General features: G+C 58.8%; 14 protein-coding genes. 3 read left to right on the top strand and 11 right to left on the bottom strand.

From position 1 onward, the window contains the following. Positions 1–335: 335 nt before the first annotated feature. Positions 336–923 (bottom strand): hypothetical protein, encoded by a 588-nt coding sequence (locus MHY13_RS03205; RefSeq protein WP_239280730.1) that lies wholly within the window; start codon positions 921–923, stop codon positions 336–338. A 272-nt stretch (positions 924–1,195) separates the two neighbouring features. Between MHY13_RS03205 and MHY13_RS03210 the strand changes: the two genes are divergently transcribed. Beyond that, the gene (locus tag MHY13_RS03210) at positions 1,196–1,564 is read left to right on the top strand and encodes a hypothetical protein (protein ID WP_239280732.1); all 369 of its coding nucleotides are present in this window, start codon (positions 1,196–1,198) and stop codon (positions 1,562–1,564) included. 61 nt (positions 1,565–1,625) lie between these two features. On the opposite strand, the gene MHY13_RS03215 is transcribed toward MHY13_RS03210, so the two are convergent. The 7 genes from MHY13_RS03215 to MHY13_RS03245 all read right to left on the bottom strand — a co-directional run bounded on the left by MHY13_RS03215 (position 1,626) and on the right by MHY13_RS03245 (position 10,933). After that, complete coding sequence (locus MHY13_RS03215; RefSeq protein ID WP_239280734.1) at positions 1,626–2,537, bottom strand: hypothetical protein; 912 nt, start codon at positions 2,535–2,537, stop codon at positions 1,626–1,628. A 138-nt stretch (positions 2,538–2,675) separates the two neighbouring features. Further along, positions 2,676–3,803 (bottom strand): tyrosine-type recombinase/integrase, encoded by a 1,128-nt coding sequence (locus MHY13_RS03220; protein ID WP_239280736.1) that lies wholly within the window; start codon positions 3,801–3,803, stop codon positions 2,676–2,678. 2,608 nt (positions 3,804–6,411) lie between these two features. After that, the gene (locus MHY13_RS03225; RefSeq protein WP_239280738.1) at positions 6,412–7,059 is read right to left on the bottom strand and encodes a type I-E CRISPR-associated protein Cas6/Cse3/CasE; all 648 of its coding nucleotides are present in this window, start codon (positions 7,057–7,059) and stop codon (positions 6,412–6,414) included. A gap of 15 nt (positions 7,060–7,074) precedes the next feature. Further along, on the bottom strand, positions 7,075–7,854 hold the full coding sequence (cas5, locus tag MHY13_RS03230; RefSeq protein ID WP_239280740.1) for a CRISPR-associated protein Cas5: 780 nt from the start codon (positions 7,852–7,854) through the stop codon (positions 7,075–7,077). Beyond that, the gene (cas7e, locus tag MHY13_RS03235) at positions 7,847–8,941 is read right to left on the bottom strand and encodes a type I-E CRISPR-associated protein Cas7/Cse4/CasC (RefSeq protein WP_239280750.1); all 1,095 of its coding nucleotides are present in this window, start codon (positions 8,939–8,941) and stop codon (positions 7,847–7,849) included. The genes cas5 and cas7e overlap by 8 nt, the downstream gene beginning before the upstream one ends. Positions 8,942–9,014: 73 nt before the next feature. Then, entirely contained in the window at positions 9,015–9,542 is a 528-nt protein-coding gene (gene casB / locus MHY13_RS03240) for a type I-E CRISPR-associated protein Cse2/CasB (RefSeq protein ID WP_239280752.1), read from the bottom strand. Then, positions 9,539–10,933 carry a type I-E CRISPR-associated protein Cse1/CasA gene (locus MHY13_RS03245; RefSeq protein WP_239280754.1) on the bottom strand — a complete coding sequence of 465 codons (1,395 nt, stop codon included), beginning with the start codon at positions 10,931–10,933 and terminating at the stop codon, positions 9,539–9,541. The genes casB and MHY13_RS03245 overlap by 4 nt, the downstream gene beginning before the upstream one ends. 322 nt (positions 10,934–11,255) lie before the next feature. On the opposite strand from MHY13_RS03245, the gene MHY13_RS03250 reads away from it, so the two are divergent. Together MHY13_RS03250 and MHY13_RS03255 are read left to right on the top strand one after the other, a co-directional pair. Next, the gene (locus MHY13_RS03250; protein ID WP_239280756.1) at positions 11,256–11,861 is read left to right on the top strand and encodes a toxin-antitoxin system HicB family antitoxin; all 606 of its coding nucleotides are present in this window, start codon (positions 11,256–11,258) and stop codon (positions 11,859–11,861) included. 8 nt (positions 11,862–11,869) lie between these two features. Continuing rightward, positions 11,870–13,765: a DEAD/DEAH box helicase family protein gene (locus MHY13_RS03255; protein ID WP_239280758.1), complete on the top strand. Its 1,896-nt coding sequence runs from the start codon at positions 11,870–11,872 to the stop codon at positions 13,763–13,765. A gap of 726 nt (positions 13,766–14,491) precedes the next feature. On the opposite strand, the gene MHY13_RS03260 is transcribed toward MHY13_RS03255, so the two are convergent. From MHY13_RS03260 to MHY13_RS03270, 3 genes are all read right to left on the bottom strand, one after another. Then, positions 14,492–15,181, bottom strand: coding sequence for a hypothetical protein (locus tag MHY13_RS03260; RefSeq protein ID WP_239280760.1), 690 nt, complete (start codon positions 15,179–15,181; stop codon positions 14,492–14,494). Between the two features lie 198 nt (positions 15,182–15,379). After that, complete coding sequence (locus MHY13_RS03265; RefSeq protein ID WP_239280762.1) at positions 15,380–16,042, bottom strand: hypothetical protein; 663 nt, start codon at positions 16,040–16,042, stop codon at positions 15,380–15,382. 237 nt (positions 16,043–16,279) lie between these two features. Then, positions 16,280–17,545 carry a hypothetical protein gene (locus tag MHY13_RS03270; RefSeq protein WP_239280764.1) on the bottom strand — a complete coding sequence of 422 codons (1,266 nt, stop codon included), beginning with the start codon at positions 17,543–17,545 and terminating at the stop codon, positions 16,280–16,282. Positions 17,546–17,768 lie beyond the last annotated feature (223 nt).

Below are 17,768 nucleotides of genomic sequence, written 5' to 3' on the forward strand. Positions count from 1 at the left end.
TGCGGCTTCACGCCGGTACTCCGGCGTGTACTTCTTGCGCTGTTGATTCACAATGAACATCCTCTCCTACGGACACAAGATCCGTACAAATAGGGTGTCCACTACTTGAGGGTAACCTCAGACCATAATGCGCGCGCAAAAAGTCCGCGTAGGTGGTGTAGCCCTCGGCGACCTCCTCGCCGTCATGCTCGTCAATTTCCTGGGCTATCAGGTCAGCTAACCGCTCATACCCACACGCTGCGCCCACCAAAGATGTGGGGGTCATGGATTCGTACGTGCGGTGCTGGTCGCAACTGTAAAGAAGATAGATTTCACTGTTCATGGTGAAGATTCCTTTAGTGGCTGACTGCGGGGCAAACGCCCAGCAGGTCAATATCGTGGGCTGCAAGGCGAGCGCAGGTGGTGTAGGCCAACGCCGCCAGGGTGTAGTCACAATGCGCGGGAACGTGGCTGCTGGAAACTACCTGCTCCACGTTGGGGATCTCGTCCTGGTATGACAGCACCACCCCATTCTGGCGGTCAGGAAAATACAGTTCGGCGTGGAGGTATTCGGCACAGCCACCGCTCCAGTCCAGCTCGCGGGTCTGGATAACTGGACGAGCTGCAAACAGGATGTTGTCGGCCAGCTCAAAATCGGCGGTGGCCTCCAGGATGGGGCGGGTGTCTTCAATCGCACAATAGAAGAACCGACCGTCCCACCACGGAGCAGGATCGAAATGCTTAAGGGCAGAGCTTTCCGGTTGGTACTCGGTGGTGAGGAAATGCGCGAGAGCGCGCAGCTCGACTCGTTGACCTGTGTAGCCTACGGTGGCTTTCCCGCCAGAAACTAGCTGGCCAACAGCAAACAGTAATGCTTGGTCGGCTTCGGTGTTATCGTCTGCGTGCAGTCTGTTGTAGAGAAATTCGATGTTGATGGATTCCACTGGTTTTTCTCCGTCGGCTGTGGGGTGAACACGGATTATGCTGCCAATACGTAGGAATCCAATGCCCGACTATCCTGCCTACCCGCGAGCGAGACCGGGGCTACAGTTGGCGGGGTTGGAGAAGAAATAGGAAACGACTCCGGCTCCGCGTCCATACGCAGTATTTAACATACCCATTTCATGTTCTAATATGGCCTGGTCAGAGACGTTTTTAGGGTGTATCCTCTTCTTATAAAAGAACCTATAAGTCACCGCCCACAATGGAGGAAAAGATGACCACCCAATTTGACCGTCAAGTAGAAGATGCAGAATCTAAACTTCGCAGCCTCATTCAAGAGGTTCGGAAAAACCACGACGACGCATTTGCTGCAAAATACCCACCCTACGACGATGATCCAGAGGTGTCGGCAACCAAACGAGCCATTGAGCTGGGAAAAATAGCTGCGGAGGTCAGGAAGCTGGAACAGGACAGTGTGGCACAGCTAGAAAACCTGCTTAACCTGTACCGCAAGCAGGTAGCAGCACGCCAAGCGCAAGGAGACGACAGGATACCCCAGTTTGATAAAAGCCTGCACTGCCTTAGCTGGTCACCACACCCAATTAAAAACAAACTGGAGTTTAAGCAAGAAATCACCGCTTAATCCCCAGTATGAATCCAGGATGACTAAGCGGTGCTGTAGATAGACGCGGGGGGGCAGCGGCCTAGAAGTCGTACTGCGCTTTAATGCGCCTGTATTCGTCTGCGACTTCTTCGGCCTTAGCCTTCGCAATGATGTTTTCGGCTTCTGCTTCTTGCTGGGCTAGATAGTTCTGCTTCTCGCGGTCAATCTTGGCCATCTGATCCGCATCAGCTTGATAGCTTGCGCAAGCAGCACGCAGCGATTCTGCCTTTGTTGCCATGTCCTCCACGATTGCATCGCGGGTGGGTTGGTCAGCATCCGGCCACAGCTTGGCAAACCTACTCGCCATACCTAAGTATTTTTCATGTTTTTCCAGCATGTGACGGGTGCTCTCGCCCGTATCGAGAATCATTGAGGATGCGCCCAAACCCTCCTCAAAGTCCTGTTTTTCATCAATCCCGGATTGCCTATTTTGCAAGGCAAGAATGGTGGTGCCGTACTCAACAAGCGGACTGTCTTTCGGAAACATCGGATGATGCAAATTAAATACCTGATAGGTGAAAGCAGCCCTAGTTGACCGATCACGTTCATCCTCTGCGCTGAAATTGTGCATAATTATGCCCAAAAGGCCCATAGCAAAAAATGCTGATGCCAAAAACGTCCACCAATTTTCGAGAAAATTCCCGGGTACAATCATTGCCCCTAGGGAACCAAACATGGAAATTGCCGAAATAAGGAAACCCAGCTCTAGTAAGGCTCCAACAATTGGCTGTCCCCCAAACGTGATTTGGAGTTTATCCGACTTGGCCTTTAGGGAGGAAACGTTTTTTCTCCAGCGTTGCCCCTCTTTCGCACTGGCAAACACTAGGTTCCCCCTTTCCCCAAACGGGTAGCAAACTGTGCCGTATTTCCCGATGATTGTCGGCAAGTCGTCATGTTCAAGATGAACAAAGGGGGTCTCATTAGGTGTGGTTTGATTGTTCAATTCCGTCATCTTGCCTCCATTGTATTAGCGGTTTGTTGGTTCCATTATCGCTATGCTCGGGTTCTCAATGCCCGACCGCATATTCCCGTGCCCAAACGTTCCCAACCGCCTACAAGTAACCCCACCTCATTTAGTCACTGTGACGTTCTATCCGACGGTGCTTCCTCCGCCCACAACCCGGTAAACAGGATTGCGTCGGGCCGCATCGCGGGTAGCTCTACCGGCACCAGCCGTGTAGCGCTCGGTGGACGATAGGGAAGAATGGCCCAAAAATTGCCGCAATTGAAACAACGTCACTTCCGGATCGTCTGCAAGGTTGGTGGCCAACGTGTGCCGGAGTTGGTGAACCAATGCGCCCTGTGCCCGGTATCCGTTAATGCCTGCCTCGCGGTAGGCCACCTCCACGCGGTAGTAGATCTGGTTGGTTGTCATGCGCTCGCCGTCGGCGGACACGAAAAGGGGATCGTCCATCTCCCAATGGCCCCAGGGGGTTTTCGCAGGTCTGCCTGTATGGGGTAGTCGTAGGTAGCGGGTTTCGAGGTAGTCTTCCAGGACTTTCACCGCAGGGGCCTCGATGCTTAGGAGACGTTCTTTGTCTCCTTTGCCGCGCACATTGATGTTGCGTGCCCCGTTGTAGCCGTAGGGTTCCACAATGTCCCCGAGGTTAACTCCACGCATTTCCGACTCGCGCATTCCGGTCACCAGGAACAACAGAATGAGCGCGTAGTCCCGCTCGCGCCATCGTTTGCGGACTTTACGGAGGTGCCCACCGTCGGCGTTGGGGTCAGCGAGGTAGGACAGTAGGGACTCCACGGCTTCTGGCGGGAGTGCTTTCGGGATGGTGCGTCCGCGTCGGCCGGAGATGGCGGGTATGCGATCCATCGGGTTTTTGTCGATGACTTCCTCGGCGGTAAGGAAACGACACAGGTTGTTCCATACGGATCGGGTTTGGCGTTGGGAGCTAATCGAGTGGGTGGCGGAGTACTCGGAGAATGCGTCTGCCAGGTCGTTGCGGTTTATTACGTCTAGTCCAAGTTGGTTGGGTTGTTGCTCGTTGAGGGTTCCGATGATGGAGCCAATGACGTTTATTCCGTTGCGGTAGGACTTAATGCTGTTGTGGGAGAGTTTCTGTGCCTGCTGTTCGGACAGGAACCATCGTGCGGCATCGCTAAGGGTTAGCACGGATTGTCCCCTGCGCCATCTGTAGCGCTCGTCCTCGGGTTGCTCCTCGATTACTGGGTGGGTGGTGTGCTGTTCTTTTTCTGTTTTAGTCATTGTCTCCGTCATTGCATTGTCGTGTGGTAGGGGCCATCGGAGGGGGTAATCGTCTGGTAACTATTTTAGTCACTGTTTGGGGTTTTGTGAAGCTCTATCGTGTTTGATGTTTCATTTACTATTAACCCCTTAGCGTTGCATTCATTAGTTAGTAACATCTGGTTCGCCGTAGCCTATCCAACACGTTATGTAGTATTTAATCTGTTGTGTCATATTTGTTTTTTCACGCCTAGAACATAGTGCTACGTGTCGCGCAACTGACGGTTTTTGCGGTTTTGTCTACCTTTGGGCGACCATGCGGCAGCGGCATTTGCGCGCCAATTGGAGCCTCGGCATGCCGAAGAAACAGCCATCGCCTTATACGGCCTTGCATCGCATTTGTGCTGGTCACAGGGTTGCATTTCTTGCCCCTTTCGGTACTTTCTGCCGTCGCCCCGGGAAGAAAATGGGGGACAGTAGGGGGTTAAGCAGGCGGATCTCTTAATGCAGGATAATTAAGATTATCCACTATTAAGCCGCTGTAGACAGTATTGTGACATTGAACACTGTTACATTACGTAATGTTTAGACCGTTATGTAGTAACTATGTCTGACAGTAATTATCTGAACTCTATGTGCCAACAACACCGCCACATGCTTCTATTGCCGCGTCAGTTTAGAAGCACTTACAGGACATAGTTATTTACCATGCGGTTGGTAACCTGTCCTGAAATAGCGAACGCCGAGCGAGTCCGCTAACCCAAGCACCCCATCGGCTCACACTCCGTCACATACAGCCCCTAAAGTGACATAACTACGCACACATCTGTTTATCACCACACAATGTAAATCAGAAAGCCACACCCCAACCTCGACACACCAGCATGCTGAATGCCCCGAAGATGAAACCCAATACCCAAAAAGAAACAACCCCACCATCACTAAAGCCACTACACAGATGACGATGACGCACACTCCTCCCCTCGAAGAATCCCCACGTATGTGAGGCAAACCGTCATCGGTCTGGGAACTGTATCAGCAACGGGACACCCCCACTAACGTGGGGAAATGCACGAACAGTGCTCCCGTCGCCTTACCCGACGTGGGCTATCCCCACGTGCGTGGGGCTTACGTGCGCGTTCACTACACCAGCTACCGCATTAGCCGAGCTATCCCCACGTGCGTGGGGCGTACTTTCCGAGGGAGAATCGAGAAGCCATGAAATCCGAGCTATCCCCACGTGCGTGGGGCTTACGGGGAGAAACGCGGCCTGCCCAAAGGCGGGGCGGAGTTATCCCCACGGTCGTGGGGCTTACCGCCACCCGGACTCATAATCCGTTGGCCCCGGGGAGCTATCCCCACGTATATGGGGCGTACCGGAAAATCTTAACGCATACGTGCGCGGAGTAGGCGTTATCCCCACGCATGTGGGGCTTACCAGCGCGGCCAAGGTGATGACTATGTACATTCCGAGCTATCCCCACGTGCGTGGGGCGTACGAGATGTTCCCACTCCCAGAGTTATTGATACTGGAGTTATCCCCACGTACGTGGGGCTTACGCTGATTAAGACCCTAACCTTCGGGTTGGGGTCGAGCCATCCCCACGTGCGTGGGGCGTACGTTTTCTATGCAGATGCCAGTTTCATCCGGTAGGAGCTATCCCCACACACGTGGGGCTTACGTGCTCGCGTCCTCGTCGTCATGTGGGTCAGTCGAGCTATCCCCACGTACGTGGGGCTTACTTTATGGTCTGTGTACTGCGGTTATGCGAGTGCGAGCTATCCCCACGTGTGTGGGGCGTACCCCCGTCTTTCGCGGCGGATTTTCAAAGGGCCTGAGTTATCCCCACGTGCGTGGGGCTTACATCCAAGCGGCCTGAATATCCGCGTCCATGACGGAGCCATCCCCACGTGCGTGGGGCGTACCTCCACAACTCCGGCGGCTCATTCTGATACTCCGAGCTATCCCCACGTGCATGGGGCGTACTTGCCCCTTTTCGACCCCCACGGGGTGGCCGGGGGGCTATCCCCACGTGCGTGGGACTTACGTGCACACCCTGCGTGGCTAGATTGTGGTGATGGAGCTATCCCCACATGCGTGGGGCTTACACGCCACTGACTGGACGACCCTGGGCGTCCACCGAGCTATCCCCACGTGCGTGGAGCTTACGATGAGGTCGCCGATGCGAAAGCGTGCCGCGTGGAGCTATCCCCACGTGCATGGGGCTTACAACTCCGCATTCTCATACGCGGCAGGCATCGGGTCGAGCTATCCCCACGTGCGTGGGGCTTACTCGTCGCTAGCCTGTTTGGCTGGGTGGCAGAGCGAGCTATCCCCACGTGCGTGGGGCTTACAACGCGCACCACGCGCAGACTCTCCGGAGAAAGGAGCTATCCCCACGTGCGTGGGGCTTACTGGGGAGTGGTCATCGCAATCGCGACAACGTTCGAGCTATCCCCACGTGCGTGGGGCTTACCCGCAGGGGTGACCCGGCTAGCCACCGGAAATAGAGCTATCCCCACGTGCGTGGGGCTTACCCTTGTCCACCTGCGGTGATGTTGGCGGGTGGTGTGTTTTTGATCCGACTTTTCACTGTTGAGTTTTCTTCTACTGCGTTTTGTCAACGTATCATCTGCCGGGCAGTGTGAGTAGGAGGCCGCAGCCGTAGGCTTTGCCGCGCCCCACCCCCTCGGTGAGTGCTTGGCTGAATTTTTCTTCGTTGACAACTGTTCCTACCCCGCCGATGCGGGCGGTGGCAAGCCGTAGTCCTGGTTTAGCGTGTGAGTGAAGCTGGCCGGTGGTGTGAATGTCTACGCGGTTTTCTGCGAGGTCGAGTCCGATTTTTTCGGCTTTGTTGCGCCACCAGTTCTCGATGTCGCTGGGGTTGGTCAGTGGTTGCCTGCTGCCGTGGTTGCGTTTGACGGTGGGGTTGGCCACGAGTTGGTAGTGCAGGTTTCCCTTGTTCGCTGGGGTGTGTTCGGTGGGGTGTGCGGGTTCGACGAGTGCGTCGGCGAGGCGGGTGCCCTCCCAGTTTCCGGGTATGTCGGCTTGCACCATAATCCACACGGTGCCGTCGTCGCGGTGGTCTACGGCGTGGAGGATGTGGTGGTCTGCGCGGTGTGTGGGGTGGGGTTTTACCCCGTCGGCCATGAAGTCGCGCTCGGGTAGGTGGTGGTCGAATCCTGCCATGACGGCCTGGTGCATGAGGTGTGCGTCGGCGATGATTTGTCGGGTTGTGCGGGTGGTGGGGTTGAGTTTGAGAACGTGTCGAAACATGGTCAAGGGTGTGTCCTAGAAGAAGTCGGATAGTTGGGTGTTGTCTCCCGTGGTGGTGGTTGCTTCCACGCGGGCGGTGCGCTGTGGTTGCGCCCCGAAACGGACGGGTTGGTCGTAGATGACGGTGCTGTCCGCGTTGTCGGCGGTGGTGGTGTACCAGATGCGGCGCGGCGAAGTGTTGTCTTCACCGTCGGTTGAAAGCGCGTCTACCGGGTCGGTGTGGCTGGTGATGCCAGCAAACAGTGGTGCGGCTGGTGGTTGCGCTTTTCTGCCCAGAAACAGTGCCCTGGCGGGGTGTTTGAGGGCGTGGGCCAGCTGGTCAATAAGGGTGTCGTCGCCGGTAAAGGCGGCGAGGAAGCTGGCATCGACGAGGTAGGTGTCGTCGATTTGTTTGGGGTTGGCTTTGCCTGCCGGTGGGGTCGCACCCGCGATGGGGGCGGGTTTGTCGGCGGCGACGTTTTTGACCGGCAGGTTAGCCGTCTGCGGGCGGTGCAGCCAGGCGGGTTTGTCGGCGGCAAGCCCGTGGTGGCGGTCGCGTGGTAGCGCGGGGTAGCTTCCTCCTCCTGCGGTGCGGTAGTCGCGTTCCAGGTGGCCGGGCCGGTCTGCTCGTACTGCGTAGGTGCAGGCGGCAATGTCGTCCACGTCGTCGTTGTAGTCGCGGCCTTGTGCGTTGGCTAGTAGGCCCACCAGGGCGCTTTTGGTGGGGCGCATGGCGGTGGTGCGTTGTTTGTTGCCGGTGCTGTTACCCCAGGTTTGTATCGGTGCTTCCAGTCGTATGAGCAGGGTTTTAGTCATGGTTGGCTCCGGTGGTGTTGACGGCGGTGACGAACTCGTCGAGGGTGTCTACCACGGTGGCTTCGGTGCTGTTTACTGCTTCGGCTGCGGCGGTAGATAGCGGCAGGATGATGGTGGTGTGGTTGACGAGCTTTGCGTCGTAGTCGAGCTGGGTGGTCAGGCGGTTAATGGATTCGGATACGGCCTCCTCGCCCAGGACGGGTTGGGTGTAGGCGTTGGCGGCGGATAGGGCGTGTTCGCCGATGGTGGCGACGAGAATGTCTGGGCGGGTGTGGGAGGCTGCGCTGCGGGCCTTGGCGGCGGGAACTGCCAGGGTGGTGTGGCGGATGAATGCGTCAATGGCGGGGGCGACCAGGTGGTCGGTTCCCTCCAGGTTGTGTTCGAGCTGGTCTACGTCGAGGTAGGCGTGGCGGTAGAGCAGTGGGGCGGTCAGGTCGGTAACGCCCAGGTTGCCGGAGACTGCTTCCCCGTCTGCGGCGCAGTCGTCTACGGCGGTGAAAAAGTCGGGTTCGACGGTGGTGGGGGTAACGCCGAACGGGTGGGAGTAGCCTGCTGCGCCGTCGATGCGCTTGGTGGGGATTTCGGCGAGCATGCGGCCGAACAGGGCTAGGTCTACTGCGCCGTTTACGTCGAGGGTGGCTACGGCTGCTTTCACCAGGGTTGGGTCGAGCTTGTCGCCGCTGGTGATGGCCTCGAAGTTGTCGTGGATTAGTTGTGCGAGTTCTTCGGCGGCGGTGGAGGCGGCGAAGATGGCGGCGGCGGTGTCGCCGTTGTCTTTGCGAGACAGCTTCATGGCCTTGAAGACGATGCCTACGGCGTGGTCGGCGGTGTCTGCGTCGTGGTCGTGCTGGTCGGTAAGCAGGGCGATGATCTGGCGTGGGAGGCGGTTGGTGCGGTTGGCCCATACGCCGCCGTCGATGGAGGTGGTGCGCATGGAGGTGCGTACTGCGCGCTTCCAGGACTGGGAGGAGATGCGGTCGCGGCGTACGTTGCCGATGGTGATGGCTTTGGCGGAGTTGTTGTCGTCGCGGTTGAGCAGGGAGGCGGGAACGGACTGGAGTACGTGCAGGTTGATGATGCGTGCCATGAGAATGGGGTTCCTTTCTTGGAGGGTGTGTGGTTGGTGTGTGATCGGGTGGGGATGCGGTGCATCCCCGGTGCTAGTCGGTGGTGACCGCCTCCTGTGGGGTGGCGGCTGGGGTGGCAAAACCTTGTCCCCAGGCCAGGCGTACCTGGTTGCGGGTGGCGGGGTTGAGCCAGTCCGCAAGGTCGGTGTGTAGTTGTTCCCAGTTGGGTGGGTGGTCAGTGTTGCGCAGCCTGTCCATGATGGTGACGAGGGTGCGGGCGAGTTGGTCGGCGGTGGCGGCGGCCAGCAGGTTGTCTGCCAGGCGGCGTGCGCCGGGGTCGTTGGGGCCGAATGCGCCGGGGCGGCCGAGTTGGCGCATGGCGCGGCCCAGGTTGGTGCCGGTTTTTCCGTAGTGCACTTCGCGGCGGGAGGTGTGCCAGATGGCGAATGATTGTGCGGTAAGTGCTGCGGCCTGAAACTCGCTGTGGGTGGCCCCTCCTGCCAGGCGGGTGACAGGGCCGGTGGGGTGGTCGAATTTCCAGCGGCGGATGTGGCTCATGTCGGAGTCTTTGGCGTAGTGGGCGACCGCCAGGCGGCGGATTAGTGGGTGGTGGGCGCTCATTTCAGGGTTCCTTTCCACGGGTAGCGGTTGGCTTGGGCTAGTCGGTTGGCTGTTCCTGCCGGGTGGGCGGTGGTGAAGCTGGTGGCATGGTCTCGTGCCGCAGCGACAAGTCGTTGGGCTTGGCGGTCGGCTTGTTCGGCGGTGACCATCCCGGCCATGCGGGAGGTGACGATGCGGCCGAGGTTGGCGGTAACTTCCGGCCGCATGGTGTCGGTGAGTGTGTCGCCAATGTTGGTGGCGGCAATGCTTCCCTCTTTGAGGGCGCGGGCGGTGATGTAGTTGTCTTTGGAGACGGCTTTGCGCACCTCGGATACCAGGCGGGAGAGTTCTTTTACTTCTTCCGTGCTGATGGTTGGTGTGGTGGCGTGCTGGTGGTAGATGCCGTCCACGCGGGAGGTGTAGGCGCTCATGGTGGTCAGCGTCAGGCGGGTTCCTGCCGGGAGGTGGCCAAGCAGTCCTGGGGTGTGGTCGAGGCTGTAGGCATCGAGGAGTTGTTGCCAGGCGGGGCGTGACAGGTGTGCTTTTCGTGGCTCTGGGCCTTTTTTGCCGACAGTCCAGGTGGTTGCAGGCCACAGTTCTGGGGTGAGTTGTTCGGCTTTTAGTCGCATGCCCTCGGCGTAGTGGGCGCGGTCTACCAGGCCGTCGGGGTTGGCAAACAGGCACATGGCGCGTGATGGGTAGGTCAGCACGTCGAGGATTCCTGGCTTGTCCAGCACTGTGCCCAGCGGCGCGTCGCTGTCTAGTCCCAGGTGGAGGGTTCCTAGTGGGGCATCACTGTCGGTGGCTGCCTGCGCCATGAGTTGGAGGTCTTCGGCAAGGGTGCCGGTGCGCGGCAGGATGATGGGGTGGTTTCCGTCGAGTGCGGCAAGTGCGGAGCTGGTGCCGCTGATGGTGCGGGCGGCGCGGGATTGGATGCCGCCGACGCTAAAGCGTTGGCGCACGAGGAGTAGTTGTGCTGCCTGGGCGGGGGTGAGTGTGGCGTTGCTGGTGGGGTTGGTCAGCGAGTCGTAGGAGGAAAACGCCACGTCTGCTGTGTCGAAGTTGTAAAACAGCGTGTTGATTTGCGGTGGGTTGTCCAGGTCTTTTTGTGGCGCGTATTGCGCGAATGGGCGGGTGGGGTCGAAAAGGTTGAGCTGGTGATGGTGCTCGTCTAGCCAGGTGTCGTAGCGGTGTTGACGCTCGGTGGGGTTGTCTGCCTGGTGTGCCTGGCTGTCCAGGGTGATGGCGAGGAGTAGTTGGGTGATTGCGGCATCGGCGAGGGGGTTGCCGGTGGCTATCTGCCTGATGGTTGGCAGGTTGGTCAGCAGTTCTCGCAGGGATGCGTCGTGGGTTCCGGTGGCATCGAGCACGCCCACCCACGCGTTGTCTGCGAGGTTGTATGCGTCTGTCATAAGCACCTCTGTGGTGTCTGTTTAGTGGTTTCTGATTTCTTTCTGGTTGCTATCTTTGCATATTTTTCTCGGTGATGCCCGAACTTGGTTTTCAAAACCTACCCCATATGAGTCACAATTTGCCTATATGGTGGCCTTTTGGGCTGCGTATGGGGCACGAAATGGGGGTGTTTTCTGTCTATTTTTTGGACAGTTGCAGCGGTGTGCAGGTGCTTTTTCTGCGCGACCAACGGATTTTATGTCCGTAGATGTGGTGTCCTAATTAGTTATTATGGTTTCACACCGGCTGGCATGTTTGAGTTTGTAAATGTAGGGTGGGGCTATGGCCCAACACACCCTGCGACTACCCGATCAGCTCCACCAGCAGTTAAGTGCCCTTGCCGCCGAGCAGTCGGTCAGCGTCAACCAGCTGGTAACCACACTCATTGAGCGCGCCGTTGGCGACCACTATGTCAACCGCGTTTTTGTAGACCACTGCGCCCAGCGCACCGCCTCCCCCACCCTTATCCCCAAGCACTGGGAGTTAACCACCACGACCATGCTTGATGCGGCAGGCGACTGTCTGCCGCATACCTCCATCTCCTGGCGGAATAAAGCGTCCATCACTCCCGTTGTCAACCAAGTCAATGAGTGGCTGCGGTATCGCCGACCGCACTCCATCGTCCGCGCGGCGGGACTGCTATTGACAGGGTGCGCTGCCTATTTCCCGTTTACCGAAGAAAACGTTGAGGTGGGGATACGCTTTGCTTTAGCCCTACTAAACGTCTACGGGCTGGAGACCATCGAACTGCGGGATGCAGACCTAGCCTCACTGCGCACTGTGGCTAATGCTGCAACCCATACGGGCGAGACCAATTCCGATTTGGTGGAAATCGCTTCCCGTACCCTGCTTCCCCTGCTGAAAAACCCACTCCCCGACACTATTTAGGAGCAGCAATGCCGACCCAGCTTCGTGACTACCAGGCCACCGCCCTCGACCAGATTCGCCTGCTACAAGCAGATGGTGTTTCCCGCGCCACCCTGCCGCTTCCCTGCGGCACAGGAAAGACGGTGGTGGCAGCGCACCTTATCCACCAGGTGGGTGGGTTGACGGTGATGTTTGTGCCCACGGTCGAATTGCTGGCACAAACGCTACGCAGGATACGAGTGGATAACCCCGATGTGCCCACCGTGGCGGTGTGCTCGGATAGTCACGTCGGGGAGGCTGTCACCGAGGAGGCGGAGGCTGCTGCCACGGGTGTGGAGGTAACCACCCAGGTCGATGACCTTGCGTTTTTATTAGAGTCCACACCTGACCAGCTGGTGGTGGTGTCCACGTATGCGTCTGCGCAGGTGGTGGCTGCCGCCACCGAGCGTGCTGGCCTGCGGTGGGATTTGATGGTGTGCGACGAGGCGCACCGCACGGCTGGCCTGTCGCGGCGTTTGTGGTCGCTGCCGGTTAGTGACGAGGCTATTCCTGCTGATTTCCGCCTGTTTATGACAGCAACCACCCGCACCATTCAGCCGCCGGTAGTGCCGGAGGATTGGCCTGATCCGGAGGATCTGGAGGTGGTGTCGATGGATTCGCTGGCTGATTATGGCCCGCACCTGTCCACCATCACCATGCGCCAGGCAATTGACCAGGGCATTCTTGCGGACTATGAGGTGGCGATTGTGGGGGTCTCCGGCACCGAAGTGCTGGAGCTTATGGCTGAATCCGGCGACAGTGGCAAGGGCGCGGAGTTGGACGTGCAGGCGGCTGCCTGCCAGTTGGCTCTGCTGCATGCGCGCGACACCCACCCCGAGCTGCGGAGCGTGCTGGCGTTTCACAATCGTGTTGCCGACTCGAAGCAGTGGTCTCGGCAGTTCCGCAGCCTTGCGGCCGTAGATGATCGTGCCGGTGAGGTTAACGTCTTCCACGTGGACGGCACCAGCGCCTCCAAGCACCGCACCCAGGCGCTTAACGCACTGGAACAGCCGGGGGATCGTATGACTGTGGTGTCGAACGTGCGCCTTTTTGGCGAGGGTGTGGATGTTCCCTCCCTGAATGCGGTGCTGTTTGCTGCCCCGCGTACCTCCACCAACGATATTGTGCAGATTGTGGGCCGGTCGCTGCGTAAAAACCCAGATAATCCTGCGGCGAAAGCGTTGATCGTGCTGCCGGTGGTCTTCGATGACACCTCCGGCCGTAATGAGGCTGTGGTAGCGGCCAACTCCTCGCATGCGGCCGCCTGGCAGGTGGTCATGTCGCTGGCGGATGTGGACGAGCACGTGCAGCGCTCATTGGTGCAGCTGCAATTCGACTTAATGGAGGAAAGCACTGGCCCCATCGCTAAGTCCGGCACGGTCAGTGTGGACACGTCCATGCTCGCGGTCGGCGCTTCCCTACCTTTTAGCCTGCGGATTTTGTCGAAAACCACCGGGCACCACCCGCAGACGGTGGCTCGTTTGAAGTCATGGGCGCAGGCGAAAGGCAACGCCAACCCACCTGCGCGAGCCGTGTGGCATGACTATCCGCTGGGGGCGCGGGTGAAGTCTGCCCGCGAGGCGAAGCGCCGGAACGATCTCGACGAGAAGATTGTGGCGCTCTACGAGCAGGTGCCTGGATTCCAGTGGGAGCCGCCGCGTCGTAGTGGGCGTAGCGCTGACAGCTGGATTGATTTGATGGAGCGCTATCTATCGGCCACGGGGGCTGCGCGGATTGAGAGGTTTTCGCAGGCGTTTGATCCCGCCACCGGGCAGAAGATGGCAATTGGGCAGAAACTGCACAGTTTCCGATGGGTGTCCGGCCTTTCCGTAGAGCAGAAACAGCGGTTACTTAAACTGGGTTTAGAGGTTCCCGGTTTGGGGTAAACGGCTTGGCCTACTGCTAGGATTATCCTCGTTAAAGTTGAATGAAAACTGGACAGTTGACCACCATTTGCGCCGGTAAAGAAGTATTTGCCCCACGTGCGTGGGGATGACTCGTCTCGACTGGATGGTGTGGAGGCCGTGACGGTATTTGCCCCACGTGCGTGGGGATGACTCCGCCACCAGCGCCTGCCAACGAGGAAGCAACCGATTTGCCCCACGTGCGTGGGGATGACCCCAGGCTCTGGGGTGTAGGCAGGCTCCGTTTCCAATTTGCCCCACGTGCGTGGGGATAGCTCCCCCTGCTCAACGAGCTCTTCCGCCACATGACAATTTGCCCCACGTATGTGGGGATAGCTCCGGCAGGTGCCAAGCAATCTGGATGATCGACCCATTTTCCCCACGTGCGTGGGGAAAGCTCGGCAGGGTGCCTGTCGATGACAGCGAGTCCCGAATTTGCCCCACGTGTGTGGGGATAGCTCTGCCCGCCATTTTCATCAGCATCGCAGCCGGGAATTTGCCCCACGTGCGTGGGGATGACTCCTTTGGCTTTGCACGCCATTCCAAGCATTATAAATTTGCCCCACGTGTGTGGGGATGACCCCCAGAATTATGCTTGCAGTTCGAGCTTGCAGCTGTGTGCCCCACATTCGTGGGGATGGCCCGCTACCGTGAGGGCACCTCCGCCCCAGGAGTATGTTTGCCCCACTCGCGTGGGGATTTGTTTGGCTATTCGGTTTCGCGCAGGATTTTGAAAATCGCGGATTGGGAAAGATGTGCCGTGCTGGCGATGTCGGCGCGGGGGATTCCCTCGCTGGCGGCTTCGCGGATTGCGGCGTAAAGGATCTGACGCTTGGTGTCTACCAGGTCGTCTGCCTCGTCGTAGTCGTCGCGGGCGTTTTGTACGGCAAGAAGTTCTGGGGTGACGGCGGATTCTTCCTCGGCCCACATTTTGGCGCTGGTGGCCAGGAATGTTGCGTCGTCGTCGGTGATGGCTTCATCGTCGATTTCTTTTTCTTCCAGGTCTTCGATCTGCTTTTTGTATGTCTCCAGGGTGCTGCGTGCGCCATCGTGGGTGAGGTCACAGCGCTCGGCGGTGAACTCGACTAGCTCGTCGAGGGTGGTGTGGTGGGCGCGGCCGGTGATGTGCGCGTGGGCGGTGTCCCAGACGCTGCTGGCTATGCCGAGGACGATTTCTTCCGTGGCTTCGCGCTGTTCGGGGGCTTTTTCATCATCGTCGAGGGTGAAGCTGTCGGGGTTGCTCCAGTAGACCTCTGGCCAGTAGTCGGCGGTGAGGTCGGCGCTTCCCCACCGGTCGTTGATTTCAATGAGTTGGCCTGCCAGTCCCTCCAGGTGTGGGGCGGCTAGTGGTTGGTAGCAGTCGTTGGAGTGGGCGGGGTGGCTGTAGAGGTAGAACATGGTGGTCTCCTGTGGTTGGTTTCTTGAACACCATCGACTATACCCGAGTGAAGTTCAATTAACTACACTCTGGTGGAGTTGTAGTGAGGTGAACCGTATTTGTGCAGGTAAACACACCAATAGAGCTAACAAACAGCGGACAGTCCAGCACCCACCCCTCATGTTGCCCAGCTGCGGTGCTGGGCCGAGGGCGTGCTTCTAGACGGAAGCCTCGTCGGGTTCCACCGCACCCCCGCAACCGAACTCGCGCAGGCAGGTGCGCACCAACAGGGCAGACCGCTCCACGTCGGCGATTACGCGATGCTGGGCGCACGTATCGGCCTGTGCTGGAAGACACTCGTGGGGGGTTGCCCCCAAGCTGCGCTCCAGCAGGAGGCACAGGGTGGTTGCGTCCACGCTGCGGTAGTGGAACTTGTCGAGGAGTGTAGGCATTTCCGCTGCTAGGAACATGCGATCCAGGGTGATGGAGCTGCCCAGCATGGGCAGGTTGAAAAACCCGTTGGATTCCACCCAGTCAACGGCGGCTGACTCTACTGCGGCTGGGGTGGTGTTGGCGGGGTTGTTCACGGTGGCCAGGTCGTGCCACAAGGAATTGTCGGTGTGCATTTTCTCCACCACCGCGTTGACTCGTCCTGCGGCGCGGTCGGTAAGGGAGGCTTCGGCGTTGACCAGGCGGGAGAACTGTGCGATGGGCTGTAGGCGCTTGTTGTAGGCAACCATGCCGATTTCGACGAAGATTCCCCCTTGCTCTCCGTCGCGGGCGAACTTTTTGGGGGTCAGTGCGGTGGTTTCCGCGTCAAACCCCAGGTAGGCTGCCCTCTCCCCTGCTGCGGGGCGGGTGGGAATGGTTGAGGTCTTCATGGTGGCTCCTTAGTGGTTGGCGGTGCTGTGGCTGGCTTAAACAGCTAAGCAGGCGGGGGCGACACATGCCCGATGTTTCCATTAAAAGAATGTTCGATTCATAGGTTGCGCTGCGCTTATCCCTAGTGTGGGGCGGACAGTTGTGGGCAGGGTTTGCCGGATATGACTATCCCCACCTGCCGGGGTTGTCGGGCAGGTGGGGTGCTGCACCCACCCTGTTTCCAGGGCGGGTGGTAGCTAGGCGGGTAGGCGGTGTGGCATCAGGATCTCGCGGTGGTCAACGGGGGCGCTGCGCAAGTCCAGTTCGCCATCTTCCAGCATTGCCACATTGTGGTCTGCATCGAAGAAGACTACCGGGCGGTGCGGGGCGGTAAGTGCCACCGCCATGCGCTCACAGTCAAACGCTTTCACCAACTGGAGCAGGAAGTCGGCAGCCAGGCCAAACGTGATGCTTTCTGTCTCGTCCACAGCAGCCAGGGTGGACTCCAGGTGGGTGGACGCGCGGCCCTTGCTATCGGTTTCCGTTGCGAGTTCCACTCGGTGTCCGCTGGAGTAGAACATGATGCGGGGGTTGCGGCCAGCCAGCTTGTCCAACTTTTTGGCGGCCGTTTCCAGGGTCTTGCGATCCACGGTGAACATGTGGCGGGCGGTGGCAGGCCACAGTGGGTAAATGTTGGGGAAATCACCATTGAGGTGACGGGCAATGACGGTGGTGTTGCGGGTGTCGAAACGCACTCCCGGCTTAGCGCCCATACCTGAAACGTTGATCAGGGAGATGGTCACCTCGGTGTCATCGTTGGGTAGCAGGGCGACAAGGTGCTTGTAGGCATCAGCGGAAATCAGGTGGGTTCCATGCTCGAAAGCGGCATCTTCCACGGTGGCATCCACCCTCTGTTCGGCGGCGCGGAAGCGGTCGGTGGCGTGGAAGACCAACTCCCCGTGGCGAAGTGTCAGGTTGATACCGCACAGCATGGGGAGGGTGTCGTCCGTGCTAACGGCGTGGTTGAGGCGCTTGTAGGTGGTATGCAGATCGGCGGCGGTGACGGTGGCAAGGGTGGCGACGTGCTCTGCCTTAGAGGTGATGCAGATGCCGTCTGCATCGGAATCATGCTCGTGCTGTGGGATGGACAAGTTCATGCCGTCAAAGCGGGTGGTGATCTCGTCATCGCGTACCGACAGCGGGAGGGTGGCGTTGTTGACGGCCTTGGTGTTGGAACCCAGCAGGTTGTTCAGGGTCTTGTTGAAATCGCGGGCGGTCACGCGCATGGTTCCGTTGGTGGCGTTGTCGGCGGGGAGCATGACCGAGGCGTGGAAGTCGATGCCGTCGTGGGCGACGGTGAGGGTGTCGTTGTTGACGGTGAGGGTCATTTCCTGGGAGGCCGTGGAAGCCTTGGGGTTGGTGGCGGCGGCGATGTTTTTGACGGCGGCGCGGAACTCACCAACGTTGACGGTGGCGGCGGTTGCGGTGGCGGCGGTTGCGGTGGTTGTGGTTGCGGTGGTCATGTGGTCATGTCCTTTCGGTTGGGGCCGTGCCCCGGTGTGGGGCGTTGGCCGTTGTGGCTGAACAATTCCTAGTGTGCCCCACCCCTTGAAAGTGATGCCCGACTTCGCTTTTGCAGACTCTGCACGATCGTCACCCCATTGTTCTTTTTATGCCTGTATGCAGCGGTATTGCCGCTTTCTTCGCGTGGTGTGTTGGCGGACAGTCGGGGTTTTAAGCGCGTGC

Source organism: Corynebacterium sp. ACRPE (assembly GCF_022347435.1).
GTDB lineage: Bacteria > Actinomycetota > Actinomycetes > Mycobacteriales > Mycobacteriaceae > Corynebacterium > Corynebacterium tuberculostearicum_D.